3 protein-coding genes and 1 pseudogene are annotated in these 2,002 nt (G+C 76.0%); all 4 read right to left on the reverse strand.

From position 1 onward, the window contains the following. Window positions 1-374 (reverse strand): 2'-5' RNA ligase family protein (locus JZ5iCDA_RS17155; protein ID WP_171905428.1); only part of this gene is annotated, 374 nt, incomplete at its 3' end. Next, window positions 371-1,159: pseudogene (locus JZ5iCDA_RS17160) on the reverse strand (TrmH family RNA methyltransferase); the annotation flags it as partial. The gene JZ5iCDA_RS17155 and the pseudogene JZ5iCDA_RS17160, both read right to left, overlap by 4 nt. Window positions 1,160-1,172: 13 nt before the next feature. Continuing rightward, window positions 1,173-1,559: a 50S ribosomal protein L20 gene (rplT, locus tag JZ5iCDA_RS17165; RefSeq protein WP_024840664.1), complete on the reverse strand. Its 387-nt coding sequence runs from the start codon at window positions 1,557-1,559 to the stop codon at window positions 1,173-1,175. Between the two features lie 68 nt (window positions 1,560-1,627). Further along, the gene (rpmI, locus tag JZ5iCDA_RS17170; RefSeq protein ID WP_069388206.1) at window positions 1,628-1,822 is read right to left on the reverse strand and encodes a 50S ribosomal protein L35; all 195 of its coding nucleotides are present in this window, start codon (window positions 1,820-1,822) and stop codon (window positions 1,628-1,630) included. Between the last annotated feature and the right edge of the window lie 180 nt (window positions 1,823-2,002).

Here is a 2,002-nt window from a genome sequence, read left to right on the forward strand (position 1 = left end):
CGGCGGTCGACGTGCTCGCCGACCTCCTCGGCCGCGCCCGCCGCGTCGGCGCTCAGGGCACGCAGCGCGTCGGCGTCGCCGCCCACCCCGACCCAGAGCACGCGGCGGTCGAACACGCCCGCGCCCCGCAGCGACAGCTCGAGCGGCGCGGTGCGCGCCGCCACGTCGGCGAGCGACACCGTGAGGTCGGGGACCGCACCGTCGGGCACGTCCCCGTAGAACGACACGGTGAGGTGCCACAACTCGCGCGGGGTCCAGCGCGCGAGCGGCGCACCACCGGGCAGGACGGGCTCGTGCGCGCGGACGGCGGCGAGCGCGAGGTCGAGGTGCGCGCACGCGGCCTCGTCGGGGTACAGGGCCGCGAAGAGCCTCACGCGGGCTGCCCGCGGCGCGCGCGGCTCGACGCGTAGAGGCACACGGTCGCGGCGGTCGCGAGGTTGAGCGACTCGGCCCGGCCCCGGATGGGAACCCGCACGACCGCGTCGGCGAGCGCGCGGTGCTCGGCGGGAAGGCCCCACGCCTCGTTGCCGAACACCCACGCCGTCGGCCGGGCGAGGTCCGGCCCGGGGGCGGCCGCCGGGGTCCCGGCGACGTCGAGCAGGTCGTCGAGGTCGTGGTCGCCCGTGCCGTCGGCCGCGAGCACCTGGAGCCCGGCGCCCCGCAGGGCGTCCACGGTCACGGCGAGCGAGACGCCCGCGACGACGGGCAGGTGGAAGAGCGATCCGGCCGTGGAGCGCACGGCCTTCGGGTTGTGCACGTCCACGCTCTCGCCCGCGAGGACGACGGCGTCCGCACCCGTCGCGTCGGCGGCCCGGATCACGGTGCCGGCGTTCCCGGGGTCGCGGACGGCGGCGAGGACGGCCACGAGCGCCGGGCGCTCGCGCGGCAGCGTGGCCGTCGTGGCGGCGAGCCGGTCCGCGGGGCTCCCGCTCTCGGAGCGCAGCACCGCGAGCACGCCCTGCGCGTCGGGGCTCATCGCGGCGAGCACCTCGGCCGTCGCGACGTGGACGTGCAGGCGCGCCGCACGCGCGTCCCCCACGATCTCGGCGTACCGGTCGGCCGCCGCGGGCGTGAGGTAGACGTCGCGGACGCGGTCCGCCGCGTGGCGGACCGCCTCGCGCACGCCCTGCGGCCCCTCGACGAGGAGCTGCCCGTGGCGTGGGTGCGGCTGCTCAGGCCGCGGCCTTCGGCGCGTTGACGTCCTCGGGGAGCGCGTCCTTCGCGACCTGGACGAGCGCGTTGAACGCCGCCACGTCGTTGACCGCGAGCTCCGCGAGCAGACGACGGTCGACCTCGACACCCGCGGCCTTGAGGCCCTGGATGAGGCGGTTGTACGTCAGGCCCTGGGCGCGGGACGCCGCGTTGATGCGCTGGATCCACAGCTTGCGGAAGTCGCCCTTGCGCGCCTTGCGGTCGCGGTAGGAGTAGACGAGGGAGTGGGTGACCTGCTCCTTCGCCTTGCGGTAGAGGCGCGAGCGCTGGCCGCGGTAGCCGCTGGCGCGCTCGAGGGTCGTACGGCGCTTCTTCTGGGCGTTGACCGCCCGCTTCACGCGTGCCACGTGATGCTCCTTGCAGTAGGTCTGGGCTCAGGGACGAGCCGGTCGGTGGCGGACCGCCACCGCGCCGGTCACTTGCCGAGCAGCTTCTTGATGGACTTGACGTCTGCGGGCGAGACCACCTGGTCCTGCGCGAGACGGCGCGTGCGCTTGGTGGGCTTGTGCTCGAACAGGTGACGGCGGTTGGCCTGCTCGCGCATGACCTTGCCGCTCCCCGTGATGCGGAAGCGCTTCTTGGCGCCCGAGTGCGTCTTGTTCTTCGGCATGGCTGCCGTCTCTCCTCGTGTCCGGTCCCCCGCCGGTGGGCGGGCGACGTGTTCGGGTCCGGGCCGGCGGGCGCGGACCCAGTGCAGGGTCGTCCTGGGTCGTGCCTCAGCCGGCCTTGCCGCGCGGGGCGGGCTTCGGCGCGGGGCGCGGTGCGCCCGGCTTCGGCGCCGCGGGCCGCG

Source organism: Cellulosimicrobium cellulans, assembly GCF_001722485.1.
Classification (GTDB): domain Bacteria; phylum Actinomycetota; class Actinomycetes; order Actinomycetales; family Cellulomonadaceae; genus Cellulosimicrobium; species Cellulosimicrobium cellulans_A.

Coding starts and splice junctions, on each gene's coding strand:
- rpmI (WP_069388206.1), bottom strand. CDS start 1,822: ATGCCGAAGAACAAGACGCACTCGGGCGCCAAGAAGCGCTTCCGCATC.